The 20,587-nt window shown below is 64.7% G+C and carries 20 protein-coding genes and 2 tRNA genes; 11 read left to right on the top strand and 11 right to left on the bottom strand.

Translation table 11 applies throughout. From position 1 onward, the window contains the following. Window positions 1-52 precede the first annotated feature (52 nt). The 3 genes from aroC to ILT42_RS01440 all read left to right on the top strand — a co-directional run bounded on the left by aroC (window position 53) and on the right by ILT42_RS01440 (window position 3,831). Window positions 53-1,186 carry a chorismate synthase gene (gene aroC / locus ILT42_RS01450; RefSeq protein ID WP_204213530.1) on the top strand — a complete coding sequence of 378 codons (1,134 nt, stop codon included), beginning with the start codon at window positions 53-55 and terminating at the stop codon, window positions 1,184-1,186. Window positions 1,187-1,264: 78 nt separating this feature from the next. Further along, window positions 1,265-2,344 (top strand): 3,4-dihydroxy-2-butanone-4-phosphate synthase, encoded by a 1,080-nt coding sequence (gene ribB / locus ILT42_RS01445; RefSeq protein WP_204213529.1) that lies wholly within the window; start codon window positions 1,265-1,267, stop codon window positions 2,342-2,344. A 98-nt stretch (window positions 2,345-2,442) separates the two neighbouring features. Then, on the top strand, window positions 2,443-3,831 hold the full coding sequence (locus tag ILT42_RS01440; protein WP_204213528.1) for a polysaccharide biosynthesis protein: 1,389 nt from the start codon (window positions 2,443-2,445) through the stop codon (window positions 3,829-3,831). On the opposite strand, the gene ILT42_RS01435 is transcribed toward ILT42_RS01440, so the two are convergent. Continuing rightward, a complete protein-coding gene (locus ILT42_RS01435) occupies window positions 3,810-4,763 on the bottom strand; it encodes a histone deacetylase family protein (protein ID WP_204213527.1) in 954 nt (317 codons plus the stop codon). The genes ILT42_RS01440 and ILT42_RS01435 overlap by 22 nt on opposite strands. A gap of 199 nt (window positions 4,764-4,962) precedes the next feature. Here ILT42_RS01435 and ILT42_RS01430 point away from each other — a divergent pair, with 199 nt between their 5' ends. Next, complete coding sequence (locus tag ILT42_RS01430) at window positions 4,963-5,565, top strand: L,D-transpeptidase (protein WP_204213526.1); 603 nt, start codon at window positions 4,963-4,965, stop codon at window positions 5,563-5,565. 95 nt (window positions 5,566-5,660) lie between these two features. Here the strand turns inward: ILT42_RS01430 and ILT42_RS01425 are convergent, their stop codons facing one another. From ILT42_RS01425 to ILT42_RS01415, 3 genes are all read right to left on the bottom strand, one after another. After that, complete coding sequence (locus ILT42_RS01425; RefSeq protein ID WP_204213525.1) at window positions 5,661-5,849, bottom strand: hypothetical protein; 189 nt, start codon at window positions 5,847-5,849, stop codon at window positions 5,661-5,663. 225 nt (window positions 5,850-6,074) lie between these two features. Next, on the bottom strand, window positions 6,075-6,494 hold the full coding sequence (locus ILT42_RS01420; protein WP_204213524.1) for a DoxX family protein: 420 nt from the start codon (window positions 6,492-6,494) through the stop codon (window positions 6,075-6,077). A 105-nt stretch (window positions 6,495-6,599) separates the two neighbouring features. Beyond that, window positions 6,600-7,085, bottom strand: a complete 486-nt coding sequence (locus tag ILT42_RS01415; RefSeq protein ID WP_204213523.1) for a MarR family winged helix-turn-helix transcriptional regulator — start codon at window positions 7,083-7,085, stop codon at window positions 6,600-6,602. 246 nt (window positions 7,086-7,331) lie between these two features. Between ILT42_RS01415 and ILT42_RS01410 the strand changes: the two genes are divergently transcribed. Beyond that, window positions 7,332-8,111: a DUF1499 domain-containing protein gene (locus ILT42_RS01410; protein ID WP_204213522.1), complete on the top strand. Its 780-nt coding sequence runs from the start codon at window positions 7,332-7,334 to the stop codon at window positions 8,109-8,111. On the opposite strand, the gene ILT42_RS01405 is transcribed toward ILT42_RS01410, so the two are convergent. Next, window positions 8,112-9,023 (bottom strand): MBL fold metallo-hydrolase, encoded by a 912-nt coding sequence (locus ILT42_RS01405; protein ID WP_204213521.1) that lies wholly within the window; start codon window positions 9,021-9,023, stop codon window positions 8,112-8,114. 125 nt (window positions 9,024-9,148) lie between these two features. Between ILT42_RS01405 and ILT42_RS01400 the strand changes: the two genes are divergently transcribed. Continuing rightward, on the top strand, window positions 9,149-9,745 hold the full coding sequence (locus tag ILT42_RS01400) for a biotin transporter BioY (protein WP_204213520.1): 597 nt from the start codon (window positions 9,149-9,151) through the stop codon (window positions 9,743-9,745). Window positions 9,746-9,814: 69 nt separating this feature from the next. Here the strand turns inward: ILT42_RS01400 and ILT42_RS01395 are convergent, their stop codons facing one another. Beyond that, entirely contained in the window at window positions 9,815-10,099 is a 285-nt protein-coding gene (locus ILT42_RS01395; protein WP_204213519.1) for a hypothetical protein, read from the bottom strand. A 235-nt stretch (window positions 10,100-10,334) separates the two neighbouring features. Between ILT42_RS01395 and ILT42_RS01390 the strand changes: the two genes are divergently transcribed. Both ILT42_RS01390 and ILT42_RS01385 read left to right on the top strand, forming a co-directional pair. Then, the gene (locus ILT42_RS01390) at window positions 10,335-10,688 is read left to right on the top strand and encodes a hypothetical protein (RefSeq protein WP_204213518.1); all 354 of its coding nucleotides are present in this window, start codon (window positions 10,335-10,337) and stop codon (window positions 10,686-10,688) included. Window positions 10,689-10,727: 39 nt separating this feature from the next. Next, window positions 10,728-11,492, top strand: coding sequence for a hypothetical protein (locus ILT42_RS01385; protein WP_204213517.1), 765 nt, complete (start codon window positions 10,728-10,730; stop codon window positions 11,490-11,492). Between the two features lie 78 nt (window positions 11,493-11,570). Here ILT42_RS01385 and ILT42_RS01380 read toward each other — a convergent pair whose 3' ends face one another. The 5 genes from ILT42_RS01380 to ILT42_RS01360 form a co-directional block, all read right to left on the bottom strand. Next, window positions 11,571-11,972, bottom strand: coding sequence for a DoxX family protein (locus ILT42_RS01380; RefSeq protein WP_204213516.1), 402 nt, complete (start codon window positions 11,970-11,972; stop codon window positions 11,571-11,573). A 336-nt stretch (window positions 11,973-12,308) separates the two neighbouring features. After that, the gene (locus tag ILT42_RS01375; RefSeq protein ID WP_204213515.1) at window positions 12,309-13,895 is read right to left on the bottom strand and encodes a putative bifunctional diguanylate cyclase/phosphodiesterase; all 1,587 of its coding nucleotides are present in this window, start codon (window positions 13,893-13,895) and stop codon (window positions 12,309-12,311) included. A gap of 468 nt (window positions 13,896-14,363) precedes the next feature. Beyond that, a complete protein-coding gene (locus ILT42_RS01370) occupies window positions 14,364-14,597 on the bottom strand; it encodes a hypothetical protein (RefSeq protein ID WP_204213514.1) in 234 nt (77 codons plus the stop codon). Window positions 14,598-14,729: 132 nt separating this feature from the next. Next, the gene (locus ILT42_RS01365; protein ID WP_204213513.1) at window positions 14,730-15,131 is read right to left on the bottom strand and encodes a hypothetical protein; all 402 of its coding nucleotides are present in this window, start codon (window positions 15,129-15,131) and stop codon (window positions 14,730-14,732) included. A 582-nt stretch (window positions 15,132-15,713) separates the two neighbouring features. Continuing rightward, window positions 15,714-15,790 (bottom strand) — tRNA-Pro (locus tag ILT42_RS01360). Window positions 15,791-15,954: 164 nt separating this feature from the next. Between ILT42_RS01360 and ILT42_RS01355 the strand changes: the two genes are divergently transcribed. The 3 genes from ILT42_RS01355 to ILT42_RS01345 all read left to right on the top strand — a co-directional run bounded on the left by ILT42_RS01355 (window position 15,955) and on the right by ILT42_RS01345 (window position 20,569). Beyond that, window positions 15,955-16,029, top strand: a tRNA-Gln gene (locus tag ILT42_RS01355). A gap of 468 nt (window positions 16,030-16,497) precedes the next feature. Then, a complete protein-coding gene (locus ILT42_RS01350; protein WP_204213512.1) occupies window positions 16,498-18,480 on the top strand; it encodes a M10 family metallopeptidase C-terminal domain-containing protein in 1,983 nt (660 codons plus the stop codon). 64 nt (window positions 18,481-18,544) lie between these two features. Then, a complete protein-coding gene (locus tag ILT42_RS01345) occupies window positions 18,545-20,569 on the top strand; it encodes a TonB-dependent hemoglobin/transferrin/lactoferrin family receptor (RefSeq protein WP_204213511.1) in 2,025 nt (674 codons plus the stop codon). Window positions 20,570-20,587 lie beyond the last annotated feature (18 nt).

Below are 20,587 nucleotides of genomic sequence, written 5' to 3'. Positions count from 1 at the left end.
GTGACACCCCGGCGCTTTCGCTCTAAGACGCGCGTGCGTCTGGGTTAAGGTCATGTCTCACAACACGTTCGGCCATCTGTTCCGCGTCACCACCTTCGGCGAAAGCCATGGGCCGGCCCTCGGCTGCGTTATCGACGGCTGCCCGCCGATGATCCCGCTGGAGGCGGCCGATATCCAGGCAGAGCTCGACCGGCGCCGTCCGGGGCAGTCGCGCTTCACCACGCAGCGCCAGGAGCCCGACCAGGTGAAGATCCTGTCTGGCGTGTTCGTCGACGAGGCCACGGGCCGGCAGGTCACCACGGGAACGCCCATCGCGCTCCTGATCGAGAACGTCGACCAGCGCTCCAAGGACTACTCCGAGATCAAGAACTCCTACAGGCCGGGCCACGCGGACTTCACCTACGACGTGAAGTACGGAATCCGGGATTACCGGGGGGGAGGGCGCTCATCCGCCCGCGAGACGGCGGCGCGCGTCGCGGCGGGCGCGGTGGCCCGCAAGGTGCTCGGGAGCGGCGTCACGGTCCGGGGCGCCCTGGTCCAGATGGGGCCGCATGCGATCAACCGGTCGCAATGGGACTGGGACGAGGTCTCGCGCAACCCGTTCTTCTGCCCGGATTCCGAGGCGGCGGCCTTCTACGAGAGCTATCTCGACGGCTTGCGCAAGGAGGGCTCCTCCATCGGAGCCGTGCTCGAGATCGTGGCCGAAGGCGTGCCCGCAGGCCTGGGCGCGCCGATCTACGGCAAGCTCGATTCGGATCTTGCCTCGGCGCTGATGTCGATCAACGCCGTGAAGGGCGTCGAGATCGGCGACGGCTTCGCGGCGGCGGCGCTGCGCGGCGAGGAGAATGCGGACGAGATGCGCCCCGGCAATCAGGGCGCCCCCACCTTCCTGTCGAACCACGCGGGCGGCGTCCTCGGCGGCATCTCGACCGGCCAGCCGGTGGTGGCGCGGTTTGCCGTGAAGCCCACCTCATCCATCCTGACCCCGCGAGCGAGCGTGACCCGTCACGGCGAGGCCGCCGATGTGAGCACCAAGGGTCGCCACGACCCCTGTGTGGGCATTCGGGCGGTGCCCGTGGGCGAGGCCATGGTGGCTTGCGTTCTTGCGGACCATGTCTTGCGCCACCGGGGGCAGGTGGGCAGCGGGGCCAACTGGCCTTTCGAGCGCGGCTTCCAGCCCATTTAGAGGGGTGCTATAGCGGGCCGCACGGCGGCCCGCAGTCTTGCGAGACGGCGCCGGTCCAGCCGCCCAGATAGGACGATCATGTCGCACAGCATTACGGATGCCATCGAAGCCTTTGCCGCGGGCGAAATCGTCATCGTGACCGACGACGACGACCGCGAGAACGAGGGCGATCTCGTCGTCGCGGCCTCCCTCTGCACGCCGGAGAAAATGGCGTTCATCATCCGCAACACCTGCGGCATCGTCTGCGCGCCGCTGACGGTCGGCGAGGCCCGGCGCCTGCGCCTCGACCCCATGGTGCCGTCAAACGACGCGCCCCTGGGCACCGCCTTCACGGTGACCGTGGACGTGCGCCACGGCCTCACCACGGGCATCTCGGCGGAGCAGCGCACCAACACGGTGCGGGCGCTGGCCAACGGCAACATGGGTGCGACCGATTTCGTGCGCCCGGGCCACGTCTTCCCGCTCATCGCCAAGGAGGGCGGGGTGCTCATGCGCTCCGGCCATACCGAGGCGGCGGTGGACCTGTGCAAGCTCGCCGGGCTGCCCCCCGTGGGCGTGATTTGCGAACTCGCCAACGACGACGGCACCGTCATGAAGGGCGAGCAGATCACCGCCTTCGGCGAGAGGCACGAGCTCAAGCGAATCTCGGTGGCCGACCTCATCGCGTATCGCCAGGCCCGCGAGAAGCTCGTGGAGCGGATCGCCACCTTCCCGGTCTCGACCCAGTGGGGCGAGTTTACGGGCTACGCGTATTCGACCCCGTTCGACCCGGTCCAGCACCTGGCCCTGGTTCACGGCCGCATCGGGGACGGCGCCGACATCCCGGTGCGCCTCCACCGCGCCAATGCGCTGGCGGACGTATTCGAGGGCGGCCGGACGATCGCCGCGGTGATGCAGCGCTTCGCCCAGGAGGGCAAGGGCGTGCTGGTCTACCTGCGGGACGGGGCCGCCGGGGTGCCGACCACCAATTTCGTGGATGCCGAGCCGGATTCCGAGGCGGCCCGCATGAACCAATGGCGGGAGGTGGGGCTGGGCGCCCAGATCCTGCGGGATCTCGGCGTGGCCTCCATCCGCAATCTTGCCACATCTAGCCGCTCTTACGTGGGGTTGAGCGGCTTCGGCATCTCGCTGCTGGGACAGGAAACGATCGACGTTTGAAGTCCTCCGGGGCGGGCCTTCAACGTTCCGTAACCTTGATCGAGCTAAGCATTAGCACCGTGAACCCAATCAACCGTGATGCCGGTCGGGAGCCAGCCATGGAACCGCGCCCCGGCGTCGGGGATGCTCACATGCCCATGGCTCAAATGCCCATGACGGATGCGCTCGCGCCGCGCCGGTCCCGCCTGGTGGACCTGATGGAAGCCGTGCGCGGGCTGGCGGCGGGGCTCATCACGGCCGAGCCGGGGCGCGACGCCGCCCGGCTCGCCTTCCGGCTGTTCGGCGCCCGGGCCATGTCCGTGGTCACGCTGATCGTGGCCGCCTGGTTCGTGGACATCGAGGCCTTCGCGGAGTTCGGGGTCTATCAATCCTGCGCGACGCTGGTCTGGATCGCGATCTTCCTGCGCTACGACACTGCCATCGTGGCGGCGTCCACGGATCGCGAATCACAGGTGGCCCTGCGGCTGTGCGTCGCCGTGGGAGCGGTCATCTGGCTCGTCGCCACCGTTGCCGCCCTGGGGGTCGGGATCGGAGGCTTCATCCGCCTCAAGCTTATTCTGTTCTTCCCCGTGGCGCTTCTCATGAGGGCCATGCTGCGTCTCGCCTTCGCGCTCACCACCCGGGGCGGCGATTTCAAGGGCCTGGGCCGCGCCTCCCTGGTTCAGTCCATTGTGCAGCCGGCCGCCCTGGTGATTCTCATCGCCCTGCCGCTCCAGGACGACGCCCTGTGCTTCGTGCTGGCCGACGTGATCGGACATGCCAGCGGCGTGCTCTACCTGAGCTGGCGGCGGCGCCACCAGTTCGCCGGGCTGGCGAAGGGCTGGTCGTGGCTGGCGCTGGGGATCGTGGCCCGCAAATGGAAGGGCCTGCCCCTCTACAACCTCCCGGGCGCTTTCCTGTCCCTCGCCTTCGTGATGTCGCCGCTCCTGATCGCGCCTCTCTCGGCGGCTGCGGTCTATGCCGGGCACGTAGCCCTGGCCTACCGGATCTTCGACGTGCCGACGCAGATCATCACGGCCTCGTCCACGCCCATCTTCCTGCATCGGCTGAGGCCCATGGCCGGGCGCGTGGGGGCGATCTTCGGCCGCCACGTGATGGTCCTTCTGATCCTCTTCCTGGGCGCCGGCTACGCGGCCGTGGCCGGATCGATCATCGCCATCGATCCCTGGCTCGACCCCACCGAACTCGCGGACCTGCCGAAAGTCGTGCCGGTGATCGCCACCTTCCAGCTCTTCGTGGCCCTTGCCGCGCCGCTCAACGATTCATGCGCGCTCTACCCCCAGCAGCGCTGGCTGGTCCTGGTGAACGGCCTCGCGGCGCTCGGCAGCGTCGCGGCCGCCTTCGTGGCCCTGCAGGTCTCGGCCCATGCTGCGCTGGTCGTGCTCGCCACCGTGTCGGGGATGCGCGCCTTGGCCCTGGGAGAGCTGCTCCGCAAGCTCTCCCGAATCAACAGTCATTCCCTCGCTCAGGCGGCGTCGGCCCGGTAGGCCGACTGCCCCATGAGGGCGCCGACATGGGAGGCGACGGACCGTGCAAGTCCGTCGAGGTCGTAGCCGCCCTCGAGCACGGAGACGATCCGCCCGCCGCAGTGCCGGTCGGCGAGGTCCATGAGCATGGTCGTGGCCCAGTCGAAATCCGTCTCGGTGAGCTTCAGCCCCCCCAACGGGTCGCGCCAATGGGCGTCGAAACCGGCGGAAATCACGATCAGGTCCGGCTTGAACGCGTCGATGGCCGGCAGGACCGTACCCCGCATGGCGTCGCGGAACGACTCGCTGCCCTCACCGGAATGGAGGGGAGCGTTGACGATGGTGCCATGCTCGCCGCGCTCGCTCGCCGCCCCGGTTCCGGGATAGAGCGGCATCTCGTGCGTCGAGCTGTAGAGCACGCTCCCGTCCTTCCAGAAGATATCCTGCGTGCCGTTCCCGTGATGGACGTCCCAGTCCATGATCGCCACGCGCCGGGCGCCGTGGTGCTTCTGGGCGTGCCGGGCCGCGATGGCGGCGTTGTTGAAAAAGCAGAATCCCATGGCGCGCGTCCGCTCGGCGTGATGGCCGGGAGGCCGCATGGCCACGAACGCGTTGGCGGCGCGCCCCGACATGACCTCGTCCACCGCCAGGACAGCCCCGCCGACGCCCCGCAGGGCCGCTTCGTAGGTGCCCGGGGACATGACCGTGTCGTCGTCGATGCGAACGAGCCCCTCGCGGGGACAGGCGTCCCGGAGCGCCACCACGTGATCCTCGGGATGAGCCAGGGTGAGCGCCTCCATTTCGGCCATGGGGGCCCCCTCGCGCACGAGGGCGGCGAAGCGTTCCTGCTCCAGGGCGGCCTCCACGGCGCGAATGCGGTCAGGACGTTCGGGATGGCCGATAGGGGTGTGGTGGTCGAGGGCGGCGGTGTGACTGATGAGGAGGGTGGTCATCGCTGGCTACGTTGCGGAGGGGTGTGTCATCCTCGCAATCGCGTGAGCGTCTGTCCATGTTGTTGTGCTGCAACACTCTTTCGATGGAACTCGTGGCAAGGTGCCGATGATTCGGGTTAGATTTCCCAAAGGGAAGCTGATCCTCTCGTCAGTATGGCATGGCGGCGCCCGACAGGGCGTCGCAGCGGGGCAAGATCCAATGCGTTTCTCTAGGCCGCTTCTTTCCAGGTCGATCCTTCTCTCGGCCAGCGCCGCCCTTCTCGCCGGCTGCACCTTCCAGTCGGTTCCGGAGCCGGAGCTTTCCGCCCGGGACGCCGAATACATGGCTCAGATCCCGACCGCGCAGGAAGACATGCGCTATGGCCGCTATCTGATGAGCGACGTCACCGGTGAGGCGCCGGGCACCATCGTGGTCGATACGAGGGAGCGTTTCCTGTACTACGTTCTGCCGGGCGGCAAGATGATCCGCTACGGTGTCGCGGTCGGCGACGAGGCGTATGGCTGGACCGGTACGTCCCGCGTGGCCCGCAAGGCCGAGTGGCCGAACTGGAACCCGCCGGCCGAGATGGTGGCGCGCTGGCCGCACGTCCATCCCATGAAGGGCGGCCCGGCCAACCCGCTCGGCGCGCGAGCGCTCTACCTGTTCGAGGGCAACAAGGACACCCTCTATCGCATCCACGGCACCAATGAGCCGGAGAAGATCGGGCAGGCCGTGTCGTCGGGGTGCATCCGCATGCGCAACATCGACGTGGTGGACTTGTACAACCGCGTCGGCGTCGACGCGAAGGTGATCGTCCGCTGAGTTTCGAGGAGCGTCCGTCGCGACGCTCCCTCGCCGTTTCCCTTGCCGTTCACACTCGGAAGGGGCCGTCCCCGTAAGGGGCGGCTCTTTTATCGTCAGCCGAGCTGCGCTTCCTTGCGCAGGATGGCCGGAAGCTCGCTCGTCTTCTTGTGCTGGGGCTGCTTGCGGGATGCATGAACGGCGGCCGCGAGGGCGGGCAGCGCCACCGGCTTGAAGGCCGTGCCGGACTGGGCCTGCTGTCGAGATTCTTGGCGAAGCTCTTGGGCGTTCTTCTCTTGGGTCACTTCTACCTCCCATGGCGGATCAGCGATGGGATCGATCTCTGATCCTGAGTTGTGCGGTCCTCGTGGCAGCTTCTGGGCTGCCCCGTGACCATTTGCCGACAGACATTTTCATGCCGCCGATCCCATTAACCGGAGATTAACATCATTACATCGGGGCGTCATCCCGCCTGCGTCATGCCGCCGCCGGACAAGGGCAGGGCAGGGGCCAGACGTTAAGGCAGCCCCTCAACGCGGGGCCACGGCGCGGGGCCGCGTGGCCAGGATCGAGACGATGATCAGGGCGCCGATCATGCCCACATGCTCACCGGCCGTGTGGAACGCCGTGACGGCCCGCTCGCCCTCCAGGCGCCAGAAGGCGTGCACGATCGGGATCGTCAGGGCCGTGAAGACCCCGAGCGCGCCGGCGCCGAACCAGGTCCAGCGGTTGAGGATGACCAGGGCGGAACCGCCGAGCTGAACAAGGATGGTCAGGGCGTTGTAGAGCCAGGCCGGCTCAAGCCCGAAATGACTCATCTCCGCCATGCCGCCGGAGAAATCCAGCAGCTTGGACAGGCCGCTGCCCCAATACGGGAAGGTGAGCACGATCCGGGCCGCGATCTCAGTGGCCCGGCTCTTGAGAGTGGAAAGAACCCAATGCGGTGTCATGGAAACCCCCTTGCGGTCCGGCGAACGCGGATGCCGTAAGGGCAGGCATAAAGCAAAGCTTACGGCGGCCCGATGCGCCTCGCGGCACACCGGCCGCCGGGCGGTTCAGTCCGCCGGTTCGGTCGCCAGCGCTTCCTCGACGTGGCGAGCCCGCTCGCGCCAGATGAGAACAATGCGCTCGAGATCGGCGAGGTCGGCCGGATCCAGGGAGCCGAGCGTGTTGTTCACATAGGTCCGCTGGGCCATGATCCCCCGCTCGGCCAAGTCACGGCCTTTCGGGGTCAGGTAGAGAGCATTGGAGCGCCGGTCCCCCGGCGGGGATCGCCGCTCGACCAGGCCCGCCTCCACCATCCGGTCCAGAAGCCCCGAGACATTGCCCTTGGTCACATAGAGCCGCTCCGCCAGTTCCTGCTGGCTCAGGCCTTCCTGCTCCGTGAGGGTCGACAGGAGGTCGAATTGCGGGATCGACAGCCCGAAATCCCTCAGAAGGGCCGAGATGGCGCTCGTCGAGCGCCGCTGGAGGCGAATGAAGCGAAACCAGACCCGCAACGGGTCGGCATCGTGTGCGGAGGAGTGGTGTAGGCTGGGCATTCCGCTGGGGCTCCTGAAAGGTCCTGATGGTTTACAGCAGAACCGTGTCGCTGGCACGTCAGACCTTTGCGTGTGGATGGCGTGCAAGGCATGTCTAGTACAACCGTGACATTGTATCAAATCCCCATCGGAGCCGGATGCCCGCCCATTCGCTCCACCGGTGGTGGCGAATTTCCCTCGGCTCCGGCGGCCGATTTTGTCCGTTCGGGAGTGGCGCGGGCCCGAAGGGGTTTGTACAAACGCCGGATGCGTCGTCTGATCCTCGAAGAACCTGTCTCCCGCCCCGCCCAGTGGTCGCCCAAGGTCGCGTGGTTCGCCATCGTGGTGACCGTCATGGCGACCCTGCTCATCCGTTTCGGCAGGATCGATTACGAGGCGGGCTTCACGGCCTTGGGGATCGGGCTGGGGTTCGGGGTGCTGGCGATCGTTCTGTCGCTGCTGGGGTTCATTCGCATTTGGCAGGAGGGACGCCGGGGCCTGTCGAGCGCGGTCCGCGGCATCGTCCTGGCGGCGCTGCTCCTTGGTTATCCGGCCTGGTTCGCCGTGAAGGCCGCAACCCTGCCGCCGATCCGGGATGTTTCCACCGACACCGATAACGCGCCGCCGTTTTCGCGCTCCCGCACGGCCCTCGCGGCGCGCAACGGCTACCTGCCGCCCGAACCGCCGCCGGAGGCGCGGGAGGCTCAGCGCGAATCCTACGAGCAGATCGCGCCGCTGTCCTTGGACATGGGAGCGGACGAAGCCTTCGCGCTGGTCGGAAAGGCCGCCCGGAATCTCGGATGGACGATCATCGAGGAAGGCGCGCCCAACGCGCGCACCGGCACGGCGCATCTCGACGCGGTGGACCGCACCCGCGTGCTCCGGCTGCCCGAGGACGTGACCGTGCGCGTTCGTCCCCGCGCGGACGGCGCCCGCATCGACATCCGCTCGGCCTCGCGAATCGGCCAGCACGATCTCGGCTCCAATGCCCGACGCATCCGGGCCTTCCTGGACGAGGTGTCGAACCTCGCCATCGCGGCCAAGTGATTACGACAGGCCGTAGCGGCCCGTGAGCGACGGCTCCCCGTCCGTCGCCGCGAGGCCCCGAGAGACCAGATCCTCGAGATGGGCGAAGACGGAAAGGCCAGCCGCGCCTTGCAGGGCCGGGTTGAGTCCCTGATAGATCGCCGCGACGATCTCCGGGATCGTCCGGTCTCCGGCCGCCAAGCGGTTGAGGATGGAGGCCTCGCGTTGACGGCGGTGGTGGAGGAGCGCCCGCACGAAGCGCTGCGGCTCCCGCACCGGGCCGCCATGGCCGGGCCAGTAGACCGTCTCACCGCGATCGCGCAGTTTTTCGAGGGACGCGATGTAATCCTGCATGGAGCCGTCGGGAGGTGCCACCACGGAGGTGGACCATGCCATCACGTGATCGGCCGAAAAGAGGCAGGCCTCCTCCGGCAGCGCAAAGGCGAGATGGTTGGCGGTGTGACCTGGCGTCTCCACGGCGGTGAGGCTCCATCCCGGACCCGAGATGGCATCGCCTTCGCGCATCTCCAGGTCCGGCGCGTAATCCCGGTCGCCGCTCGATTCGAGTGCGTTCGATTCGCTCGGAAACAGGGGGCGCGCGCTCCGGTGCAGGCCGCAGCCGACGATGCGGGCGCCGGTCGCGTCCTTGAGCAGGCGCGCGGCGGGCGAGTGGTCCTTATGCGTATGCGACACGACGACATGGCTCACGGTCTCGCCGCGCACCGCATCCAGGATGGCGGCCACGTGCTCCGTCAGGGCCGGGCCCGGATCGATCACGGCCACCTGGCCCCGCCCGACGATATAGCTGCATGTCCCCGTGAAGGTGAACGGACTGGGGTTGTTCGCCACGATCCGGCGCACGAGGGGGCTCAGCGACTCGCACCGATCCGCATGGGTCGAGAATCCGGTCTCCAGAACGAGATCGTCCGACATGAAATCTGGGCCTCCGGCAAATCCACGACCGAAGCGCCCCGTCACGACTTGAGGCCTTCGAGCGTCCCACCTATAAGGCTTTATCAACCGCCGTCGAAGGCGGATTGCGCATTGGAGGTTTGCCCATGTCGTCCGGCGTTTCGTCGCCCTCTTCGCCGTCCACCCTCGTCGGGCTCCTCTGGCCCGCGCGGGACGAGGCTCGTTTCGCGGTCATCCGGGCCGCTTTGCTCGTGGCGGCAGGCGTCGCTCTGCTCATCGCGTCCGCCAAGATTCAGGTGCCGTTCTACCCCGTTCCCATGACGCTGCAGACCCTGGCGGTCCTGCTGATCGGCGCCGCCTACGGCTGGCGGCTGGGAGGATTGACGGTTGCGCTCTACATCGCCCAGGGCACCGCGGGATTGCCGGTGTTCGCCGGCCCCATGGCGGGCGCGGCCTATCTGGCCGGTCCCACGGGCGGCTTCATCATCGGCTTCTTCTTCGCGGCCGTCGTGACGGGCTACTTGGCCGAGCGTGGCTGGGATCGGTCCTGGCTCAGCGTGATCGCCATGATGGCCATCGGGCACGCGGTCAACTTCGCCTTCGGCCTCGGTTGGCTCGCCACCATTATGCCGCTTGCCAAGGCCTGGGCCGTCGGCGCCGCGCCCTTCATGCTCGCGACCCTGCTCAAGACCGCCCTGGCCGTTGCTGCCATGCAGGCCGCCTGGTCCCTGGCGCGCCGCTGAGGCATGAGGCGCAAGCCAATAAAAAAAAGCCGCCTTCGGGCGGCTTTTTTCATGTCGGGCCGAGAGCCGTCAGGCGACCGAATGCACCAGGCGCAACGATGAGCGCACGGGGCCATTCTGGAAGACCAGCTCGATCCAATCGTCCTCCGCGCCGTTCTCGATGACGCGGTAGCCGAGTTGCGTGGCCAGCGCCCGCACCTGACTCAAATTGCCCTTGGAGATCCACCGGCGGAACTCGGGCGTCTTGAAGTCCATGAGCACGGCCAGCATGCCGATCTCGACCCCCTGATCGAAATCCTCGCTCCGGCCTGGAAACCGCAATCTGAAACCGTCATCCAGGTGGATGTGACGCATCGAAATCCCCCGCCGCACGCGGCCTTTCTTAGCAACCCTGTTGCGACGACTCTATCAGCAAATCCGTGACGTTTCGAAAGGCGGCATTGGGGCGCATCCGAACTCGCCACCTTGTGAAGCCTGAAAGCTCTCAAAGGCTTAAGTCTTGATAAAGCTGAGCTTTGTCGCGGTGGAACCCGCCGCTCCGCTGCACATTAGGTCAACATGAGCAGCATCGAAGAAAAGGATAGTCGCCATGCGTCGCATTCTTGCAACTGTTGCGGCAGCCGTTTTGAGCACGGCCGCCGTTGCGCAGAGCCCCGCCACGACCGCTCCGACGACCGGCCCCGCTGATTCGAGCACCATGGGGACGACCAATCCGGCCGTGACCGTGAAGCCCAAGGCCAGCCCGGAGAGCACAGGTTCCGTGGAGCCGGGCGCGAACAGCTTCACCGAGGCTCAGGCCCGGTCTCGAATAGAGGCCCAGGGCTTCTCGGACATCAAGGACCTGCGCAAGGACGATCAGGGCATCTGGCGCGGCACGGCCATGCGCAACGGCCAGAGCACGAGCGTCGCCCTCGATTTCAAGGGAACCGTCGCGGCGCAGTAGCGCCATTCCGGTCCCATTCTAACCTTGAAGGAACAGCACATGGCTGAACGTACCATCACCGCCTATTTCGACACCTATGACGACGCCGCGAAAGCGGTGCGGCGTCTCGAAGCTACCGGGATCTCGCACAGCCGCATCAGTGTCGTGGCGAACAACACGGACAACGCCTACTCACAGCACGCTTACCGCACATTCGACGAGACGAGCGTCATGAATCCCGATCCAGTGCCGGGCGACCGGGCAAGTGACCGGATAAGTGACCGAACAATCGATCGGGATGGCGACGGCGCCGGAACCGGCGCTACGATCGGAACGCTGGCGGGCGGCGGCGCGGGATTGCTGGCCGGACTCGGAATGCTGGCCCTGCCGGGTCTCGGACCTATCGTTGCGGCCGGTTGGCTCGTCTCTACCCTTGTCGGCGCCGGTGCCGGCGCGGCCGTCGGCGGCTTGGCCGGTTCGCTCGTTCATGCGGGCGTCGATGAACGTGACGCTCATGCCTATGCGGAAGGTATTCGGCGCGGCGGCGCCCTCGTCACGGTTCGCACCGAAGAGGCGGAGGCCGACCGCGTCACCGCCATTCTCGACGCGGAAGGCCGCGTCGACATGGAAGACCGTCAAGCCAATTGGCGTTCCGACGGATGGGGCGGCCCGCCGATCGGCGCTGCCGGTTCCACCACCACCGGACTGACCACGGGATTGACGCCTACAAGCTTCAGCACCGGCGACGAGACGCGCACCAATGTCGAGATCGAGGATGAACGGTCCATCGATCGTGCGACTGGAACCGACCGCGATCGCATCTGAACCCGGCACATCGATATGAGAAAGGCCCCGGCATCACCGGGGCCTTTTTTGCATCCGCAGATGAGAAAGCGGTCTTTCTCAACGCTTCCCGCGCAAGTGATCGAGACTCCAGACGCCGCCCCCGGCCGCGACGAAATACAGGAAGACGAAGCAGTAGAGGATCGCGGCATCGCCCCCGTTCAGGATCGGATAAATGCTGCGCGGCGCGTGGGCGATCCAATAAGCGCAGGCCATGAGGCCCGACAGGACGAACGCCGTCGGGCGCGTGAAAAGGCCGACAAAGAGAAGCGCGCCGCCCACGATCTCCAGAACGCCGGCGATCCAGGGAAGCGACAGGGCGGCGGGACCGCCCGGATTCGGGCCGGCCGGAAAGCCCAGCAGCTTTTGCGTGCCGTGCTCGAAGAAGATGAGGGCAGCAACGATGCGCAGAACGCTCAACAATCTGGGTGCCCAGATCGTCTTCAATTGGACGGTATCCATTCAGGTCTCCTAGAGGAACGTGGAACGGCCCTTTCGCAGGACCTTGTTATTGGCGCGCCTCTCGTTACAGGGGCCCCACATGGCTTTCCAGCGGCAAGCGAATAGGGCGCGGTAACGAATTGCTTACCACGCCGGCAGCTCGTCCGGATCGCAGCGGCGGCCTTCGCGTTGGTCTCACGTCGAACGAGTGGAGAGTACCATGATGATCCTTGACCCCAGAACCGGCCAGACCGTGTCCCTTGAGAGCATTCTCAAGCCGCGCCGCTGAGGACCCTGTTCGACAGATACGGTCCGTGGAAGGCTAAGGCCGTGTCCAGGGCCGATCGGCAAGGGGGTTCAGGATCCGAGATTCCATGTGGGCAGCCTTGCCCGTAGCGACTCCGTGACGGAGGCCAGGTCGCCCGCATGGACCGGCGCGGAAAAGGCATAGCCTTGCCCGAAATCGCAGCCGATTTCCTTCAGCTTCGCGGCCACCGCTGCATCTTCGATTCCTTCCGCGGTCGTCTGGAGATCGAGGCTTGCGCAGAAGCGGATCACGGCGCGGACGAACCGCTCCGCGCGAGGCTTGAGCGAGACATCGGAGACGAAGCTGCGATCGAGCTTCACCTTGTCGAAGGGAATTTCCCGCAGGTGGTAGAAGCTGGAATAGCCCGAGCCGAAATCGTCGATGACGATCATGGCGCCGATGGAACGCAGAAGCTCGACGCTGCGCCGGACGCTGTCCGCATCGATGATGAACGCGCTCTCGGTGATCTCGAACTCGAGGCGCGAGGGCTCGATGCTGCAGGATTTCACGAGGTCCACCACATGCGCGATGCGCTCGCCGTTCTGCAGCAGGAGAGGCGAGAGATTGATCGACAGGCGATAGGGCTTTTCCCAAGTGGCCGCCTCTTCGCAGGCCTGCCGGACGATGCTCTGCGTCAGGTCGTAGATCAGGTCCATGTCCTCCGCGAAGGACACGAATCGATCCGCCGACAGGACGCCCAGCACCGGATGGTGCCAGCGCGCCAGCACCTCGAAGCCGTTGATCTCTTTGCGCGTCAGATCGACCACCGGCTGGTAGTAGGGCACGATCTGTCCGCCCGCGATGGCGTCGCTCAACTCGGCCCGCAGCTGCGCGTGTTCCTGGACCGCCAAGTCCTCGTGCGGATCGAAGAAACTGTGGGTGTTGAGGCCCAGCATCTTGGAGCGTCCCAGGGACACATGGGCGGCCCGCATGAGGTCGGCCGCTGCGCGCCCGTCGGCCGGAGCCGAGGCGATGCCGAGGAAGCTGCCGATCCGGAAGGGGCGGCCATCGATCTCGAAGGGCCGGGACAGATGGGAGACGATCCGGCCTGCGGATTGAGCGAGCTGGTTGCGGGTCAATCCGGGTTTCATGATGAAGGCGAATCCGTCGCCCTCCAGCCTCGCCCGAAACACCATGCTCTCGCTCAAGGTGGCAAGGCGCCGGGCCACCGCGTGGCGCGCCTCGTCCCCGACCGCGAAGCCATGAAGGTCGATCAGGTCCCTCAACCCCACGACCTCGAGCAGGATGACCGCCGCCCGCCCGTCCCTCGGCAGGGCCGTCAAGGTCTCGGCTAGGCGTGTTTCGAAGGCCGTCCGGTTGGGCAGGCCCGTGACGGCATCCTGTAGGGCGCTCAGTTCCGCAGCCGCCTCGGCCCGACGTCGGCGGCGGATTTCGTGGCGCAGGTGCAGGCCGTGCCGCGCCACGAACAGGGACAGCAGCACGATGATCGCCGTCAGAAGGGCCTCGAGATAGAGGTCGTTATTGGGGATGGACAGCGGCCAGGGTTGCGACAGAGCCCTGAAGGTCATCGCTCCACCGCTGACGAGCACGCCCGCGACCGCAAGCGCCAGCAGGTGGTGGGAGCGGACGAAAGATGAAGCCGCTTGGCGCCAGCGACTCGGCGTCGATTCACTCAAGGAGGCCATAGCCTGACAGGTCTTTATCTAAAAGGAACGGCGCTATCCGAACAATAGAACACTTCTGCCACGTTAGGGCCGGGCGTGTTCCGGATCAACGTTTCCTTTGAGCTAAGGCGTGACGAAAGAGAGGGGGCATCCGCCCCAGTGGGGTGCCGTGGGATCCTGGGGCGGTTGCCCGAAATTGCCGGGTCAAAGAATATCCACCCTCAGGGCGAACCACAGGACCGCGACCCCAATCGTCAGTCCGATCCAGTTCAGGACACGGGCCAACCGGTCGTTAGCGGGGCTTTTTTCTCCATTCGGGTCCATTCCGGTCCTCTCGATTTCCACCGATATAACGATGCAACATATCGAAAGGTTCGCGTGTGGGACCCGGGCAGAAGGCCGCATCATGGGAAATGGGCAGGGGGCGGCTCGGGAGGGCGAATTCCGCGCGGTTCGAGATCGCGGGTGCGAGAGGTCGGGCTACCTCTCTTCGCGTTCGTCCTGGTCTTCGTCGTCCTCGTCTTCGTCGTCGCTGTATTCGTCGTCGGCGTCCGAAGCGTCCAGGATCTCGTCCAAGGTATCGAGCATGTCCTCGACCTGTTCGAGCGTCACGCTCATGGTCACAGGGGATCGACCCTCGACTTCAATGGTGATGTCGGCTCCCTCATCGGTCGGCACTGCCAGAAAGCGTTCGAGTCGTCCTGCTTCAGCCATATGCTTCCTCCGAGGCCCTGGAGCCTGCAACGCGACACTGTCCAGAAGCCCGGCAGTGGTGCCGGGCTGGTCTTCGCTCGATGGGAGGGTAGGGGGAAGCCGAAAACGCGTCTATGGGGTATTTCGGGTTGCTCAATGCTTTCCGTCGACGTCGCGCGGCCCTGCCGGGCGAGTCAGGTCGTCGAGGGAGACCCAGCCGCTGGAAACCTTGATGTCTGGGACAAGATAGGCTTGGCGCCCATCGATCTTCTCGACGCGGCACGTATAAGCCCGTCGCTCGCCGGGCGGCCGGTAAACGACGGTGGACCCGACGCGGATCTGATCCGATGCAAAGCTATGGGCCTCCCGGCGGGCCGCCTCGGCGGCCACCTTGGCCCGATGGCGTTCGAGTGCCTCGATGGCGATTTTGGCCCGGTCACGATAGCGGTCCGAGACGACGCGGATCAGCGGGCCCGTCTCACGCCCTGGGTACCAGGTCGTGCCACCGACCTTGGCCAGCTCCTCGGCAACGATCTCGATCTCCTCTTCGCTCACACTCTTCTCCCAGTCTCGTTCTGTGCCACCGGAAACTGGGCGCAAGTTCAACTCGCGCTCCACCGCTTAGGACCATTCTAATAATGTTAAATGCTGGCTTTTGTTCACGTGCACGTGAGGCAGGACAAAAATCTCTGACTTATAGTGATTTTGGCACAGTTTAGACTTGTCGCTTTGGTTATTTTGTTTCGTTATACAAGTATTGTTAACCAATTCAAATGCGTAAATATGCGATTGAGATGTTATTATAAGAAACATCCTGCCCGGTGATTATCAATTGTAAATCTTCGAGCCGATGGGGGGTGGTGATTCTCGAGCGTCCAGGCACGTCGAGCCCGCGCTCGATCCGGCGCGCATGGGATCACGGACGCGGATAGACGGCGCTAGGAACGGACAGGTTCCTGGAGGATCATCTGGATGCCGGGCGCTCGACCTCGCCTAGCGAACGGATGCCGAAGGAGAATTGCAGGATATGGAGCCGCGGAGATGCCATTCCGCTGGGATGCCCGCCGGTCCCGTGGGGCGTTGATCCGCTCTCAAGTGGCGGCGGTCTCGTCAGAAGGGCTAAGTGCTTGATTTTGATGGTCGGAGTGGCAGGATTTGAACCTGCGACCCCTACGTCCCGAACGTAGTGCGCTACCAGACTGCGCTACACTCCGACACTTCAAAATCATCGGGAGGCCGCTTTATAGCGACGACCTCGCAGGGCTGCAAGGGGCAAAACAGCGCCCGGACCCATGAAAATATTGGCGGAGCCGGACGTCAGATCGAGGTTGCCAGTCTGGCCTGTCCCCAGTATGTAGGCGGCGCTTCCCGCGTGTATTGGGGCGTCGCCAAGCGGTAAGGCAGCGGTTTTTGGTACCGCCATTCCCAGGTTCGAATCCTGGCGCCCCAGCCATCCTCCCAGCTTCGCCGACGAACTCGGTTCGACCGAGCACTGTCGCGGCACTCCAATGGTTTCGGTCTTTTCTGTTCGTGACGATCACGCGCGACCATGCTTCGACTCGGGAACATGTCTCTGCATGGCTGCCAATGTTCAGCTCGAGCCCATCGGCCATAGAAGACCCGGTGCGCGGCGCGGATTTTAGAACTTATAGTTTGGAGCAGATGTAAGGCGGATTTTCCCATTCAGGGCACTATGTTAAGACATGTCCTAGAGTTAGTCTAAAAAGGAAACTGGTTTAAACCAGTTTTGACTCATTCTGATCTTTATAAAATCCCGTAAATTCATTTGACTCACCAATACATGGCTGAAATTACCTGCCGCATCGCGCTCGAGAGCGAAAGTTTTTCTGGAATTACTCAAATCTGCGGCGGCCTGCCATCGATAGCAGGCTCAGCCTGGATGGCAGCGGGGTCACGGGACATGGCAATTACGATCGATGCAAGCGGCGCAGCGAATGGCGTGGATTTCTCCAGCTACATCACGTCCTACTACGCAGGTTTAGCCAACACGGGGACATCGGCGTTCTACGGCGGCACGGCCGACTTTGCCTTCGGGATGACGACCTATCAGAACGGCACTCAGGTCGGTTTCCGATTTAGCGGAGACGCCCAGCAACGCCAGATCCTGCTGGAGGATACGACCGGCACGAGCGTGCTCGCTTACGACTTCATTCATCATGGACCGACCCAAGGACACGGTATCTCCGGGACGATCAACGAGCTGACTTTCGGATATTGGAACGGTTCGACCACGCCGACCAATGGGGCCGCCGGACCGAACGAGATGGCCAATGTCATCACGGATGTGAAGATCACGGGCCTCGGGATTTCATCAGCGCCGGGAGACGGCAATTCGACGTCGAACGACGTCTACATGATGTACAGCGCGCTCCGCCTCAACGGCACTGCGGGGGGATTGAGCCTCTCCAAGGACCAGATCATCTCGTCCATCTATTCGACCCTGTCGACATACTCGCAGAACTTCATCGGTTCCAGCGGCGCCGACAAGTTCCGAGGAACGGCCAACGACGATACCTTCGAAGGTGGCGCCGGAAATGACCAGATCTTCGCGAGCGCCGGGAACGACTCGATCGATGGCGGAGCCGACAGCGACCGCGTCATCTTTGCGAAGGCCCGTGCCGATTACGACGTCGTGAAGACCGGCTCCACCTACACGGTCACCGATCGGGCCGGAAGCGGCGTGACGACGATCGACAACGTGGAGTATCTGCGCTTCAGCGATGTCGAGATCGACCCGAACGGGATCGAGCGTGCGCTACCACCGGTCGATCTGGGTCTTTCGGCGACGACCGTTTTGGAGAACTCCGCCTTCGGGACGGTGGTCGGGACCGTCATGGTCAATCCGGCGATCGCGGATGCCCTGAATGTATCGCTCAAGAATAGCAGCGACGGACGGTTCGCCCTCGAAGGCAACAAGATCGTTCTCAAGAGCGCACTCGATTACGAGACTGGGCGGGCTTACAACATCACCCTTGCGGCGGTGGATGAGTTCGGCTTCGAGACCGAGAAGGTCGTCACCATCAATGTCGGCGACGTGAACGAGCAACCGACCGATGTCTTCCTATCGGGCAGCACGGTGCGCGAGGGCGCCGAGGCCGGTACCCGGATCGCTTATCTGTCGGGACTCGATCCCGAGAATACTGCGCTGACCTTCAGTCTCGCCAGCAACCCCGGCAACGCGTTCAAGATCGTCGGAGACCAGCTCCAGGTCGCAAAGCCGCTGAATTATGACAAGGTGCAGGCCGCCACCATTGTCGTCGAAGCCAAGGATGCGGGCGGGGCCACCTTGCAGAAATCCTTCAGGATCGACGTGATCGACGTGGCCAACCCGGTGTCGGGCACCGGCGGCAACGATGTCCTGAAGGGCGCCATCGGGACCGACATCATGCGCGGCGGCGCTGGCCATGACGGGCTCTACGGCATGGGCGGCAACGATAGGCTGCACGGCGGTGCCGGCAACGACGTCCTGAAGGGCGGCGCCGGAAACGACCTGCTCAAGGGCGATGCGGGCAACGACAAGCTCTATGGCGGCGCGGGCGCCGACCAACTCTTCGGCGGCTCGGGCAGCGATACGTTCGTGTTCAGGAGCATCGCGCAAAGCACCGTCGACCCAGCCGGCCGCGACACGATTCTCGACTTCTCGACCCGTCAGAAGGACAAGATCGACCTCAAGGACATCGACGCCAACACTCTGGTAGCAGGCAATCAGGCCTTCAAGTTCATCGGAAAGCAGGACTTCCACAAGAAGGCCGGCGAGTTGCGGTACGAGAAGGCAGGCGGATTCACATACGTGGAAGGCGATGTGAACGGTGACGGCGCTGCAGACTTCTCCATCGCGCTCAAAGGCGCACTGAACCTCTCGAAAGCCTACTTCATCCTTTGAGACAGCACGGCGCGGCGGCCTCGGTCGCCGCGCCCGACCCCTTGCAATACCGAGTTCGACCATCGTGATCCGTGTATTCCGTACCCTCCTGATGTCCTCCGTGCTCGTGTCGGCGGGGCTGGCCGCCGGTCATCCCGCTTGGGCGCAAGGTATCCCCGAAGGCGGCGCGCCCTCGGACGGCAATACCGACACTCTCGACACGATCACGGTGACGGCGACCAAATCGGGCGAAAACGTCTACGACGCCCTGTCGGGCTCCAGCGTGATCGGGCGCGATCAGGTGCAGACGCAGGTGCAGCCGGGCAGCGTGTCGGACGTCCTGCGGCTCGTGCCGGGCGTGACCACGCAGACGGATGCCAGCGATCCCGGTACCGGCGTCAATGTGCGGGGATTGCAGGATTACGGCCGCGTGAACGTTCTCGTGGACGGAGCCCGGCAGAACTTCCAGCGTGAGGGACACGGCGCCAACGGCACGTTCTACTTCGATCCGGAGATGATGAAGTCCGTGGATGTGACCCGAGGTCCGGTCTCGACCGTCTATGGGTCGGGCGCCATCGGCGGCGTCGTGAGCTTCACCACCATCGATGCTGGGGACGTGCTGAGGGACGGCACCCATTTCGGCGGGCGCGTGAAGGGCGTGTGGGAGACCAATGGCCCGGCGCCGCTCATACACGGGGAAGTCGCGGCACGGCCCAGCGACATGTTCGACATCGTGGGCGCCGCCACCTTGCGGCGGGCGGGAGACTTCACGGACGGTAACGGGAACACGGTCGCGTACACCGCTCAGGACCTGACATCCGGTCTCGTCAAGACCCGCATCCGCCCGGCGGACGACCACGAGATTACGCTCTCTGCCTTGCGCATCGGCAACGAATTCGACGGTGGCCTCTCCACCATCTATGGCACACGGGCCGTGGCCGACACGTTCACGGCCGGCTATCGCTACACGCCTCCGGATTCCAGCTTCTGGGACCTGAGCGCCAAGACATATTACACCACCACCGACGTCCGCCAGCGCGCCTTGACCGGCCGGGATGCCGGGGGCTTCAAGGACTTCTCCATCGGCACCTTCGGAGTCGATCTTTTCAACACGTCGCGTTTCGACACGGGCACCCTGTCACATCAGCTCACCTACGGGGGTGACTTCTTCCAGGACAACGTGGAGACGTTCGACTCCTACGGCACGAGCGCGCAGCTCACTCCCTCGGGCGAACGCTTCGTGGCCGGCGCGTTCATCCAGAACAAGGTCAACTATGCGAGCTGGCTCGAGGTCATCGGTGCGCTGCGTTACGATTCCTATGAGCTGACGGGCGACAACACCGAGACGAAGGGAACGCGCCTGTCGCCCAAGATCACGGTGGGCGTCACACCCTGGGAGCCCATCACCTTCTACGCCACCTATGCGGAGGGCTACCGGGCACCTGCATTGGTGGAAACTCTCATCGACGGCTTCCATCCTCCACCGATCAGCACGGGCCGCTTCTTCCCGAACCCCAACCTCAAGCCCGAGATCGCCCACAACGTCGAGGGCGGCGTGAACCTGCGCTTCAATGATCTGCTGCAGGACGGAGATCAGCTGCGCCTCAAGGTCGGAACCTACCGCAACCGGGTCGACGACTACATCGAGCAGGTTTTCACCCTCTTCCCGCTGCCCGGCGGATACCAGTACCAAAACATCGCTCAGGCGGTTCTGCGCGGCGTCGAGGTCGAGGGGACGTACGATGCAGGCACCTTCTTCGTCGGGCTGGCCGGCAGCACGGTCGACGGCAAGAACACCCGCACCCGGGAGGGCCTCAAGTCCGTCCCGCCGAACAGGATTTCGGGAACGATCGGCTTCCGGGCCCTGGACGGAAAACTCGAACTCGGCACGCGCATCACGGCGGTGGGCGAGAAGCGCGACGCTGAAGAATTCGGCTTCGAAGGTGACGCTTACGCGCTCGTCGACGTCTTCGCCAGTTACAAGGTCAACGATGACGTCACGGCCGGACTTGTCGTGCAGAACCTCTTCGACCGCCAGTACGTCCAGTACCTGAACATCTATCCGAACCCAGGCATGACCGCCAAGGCATCCCTCTCCATCCGCTACTGACGCTCAGAGAAAAAGGAA

It is taken from the genome of Microvirga pudoricolor, from assembly GCF_016892705.1.
GTDB classification, from domain to species: domain Bacteria; phylum Pseudomonadota; class Alphaproteobacteria; order Rhizobiales; family Beijerinckiaceae; genus Microvirga; species Microvirga pudoricolor.
Note: the sequence above shows the minus strand (reverse complement) of the source record. Positions and strands in the feature narration are given on the sequence as shown.